1 protein-coding gene is annotated in these 700 nt (G+C 61.9%); it reads right to left on the bottom strand.

The window, feature by feature from the left end; genetic code table 11:
* Positions 1-52: 52 nt before the first annotated feature.
* Positions 53-610: an OmpA family protein gene (locus EN932_RS37405; RefSeq protein ID WP_127369297.1), complete on the bottom strand. Its 558-nt coding sequence runs from the start codon at positions 608-610 to the stop codon at positions 53-55.
* Positions 611-700: the final 90 nt, after the last annotated feature.

Here is a 700-nt window from a genome sequence, read left to right as displayed (position 1 = left end):
CTCATCAGGTTCCTGTCAAAGGCGCCGGCTAATTAAATTTCGGAGCTGCGACTCAACGGATGAAATCGTCGAAGCGGCGCAGCGTCACCCGGCGATTCTGCCAGTTTTCGTTCTGCGTCTGCACCAGCAAAAACTCCTCACCGTAACCAACCGTTTCCAGTGCATGGCCGGGCACCCTAAATTCGCGCACCAATGTGCGCTTGAGCGAAGCGGCGCGCTGTTCGGACAGGGCCTGGTTCGACTGGAAGGAGCCGACGGCGTCGATATGGCCTTCGATCAGCACGCGGGCGCCGGGATCGCGGCGCAGGATTCGCCGCAGCGCGTCGGCAATAGTCTCGATCTTGTCGTATTGCGAGTTGGCAATAGCCGCCGAACCGAAGGCGAAGTTGATCGACTGGATATCGATCGAGCGGGCCATGCGGCGCAAATCCGGGCGCCGCTTGAATTCCCGGATGGTGACGCGCTCGTTCGGCCGCAATTTCACACGCGGTGCCGCCTCGAGCTTCCGCTCGATCGTCGCGGCCGAAGGCGTTGTCGCCTGGGCTGCGGCCAGGCTTGGCATGGCAATCGCCGCGATCAGCGCGGCGGCAAGAGTACGGCGGGTCAGCATGTCTTCGTCTCCTTCGGCCTTGGCCGCATTGATGGTGCGGGCAACATGCCAAAGGCAGCCTGAAGGGCCGATGAACGACAGGTTCAGATT

Origin of the sequence: Mesorhizobium sp. M7A.F.Ca.US.002.01.1.1, from assembly GCF_004022955.1 — a bacterium.
GTDB classification, from domain to species: domain Bacteria; phylum Pseudomonadota; class Alphaproteobacteria; order Rhizobiales; family Rhizobiaceae; genus Mesorhizobium; species Mesorhizobium ciceri.
The sequence above is the reverse complement of the archived record's forward strand: the minus strand, read 5'-3'. Positions and strand labels throughout refer to the sequence as shown.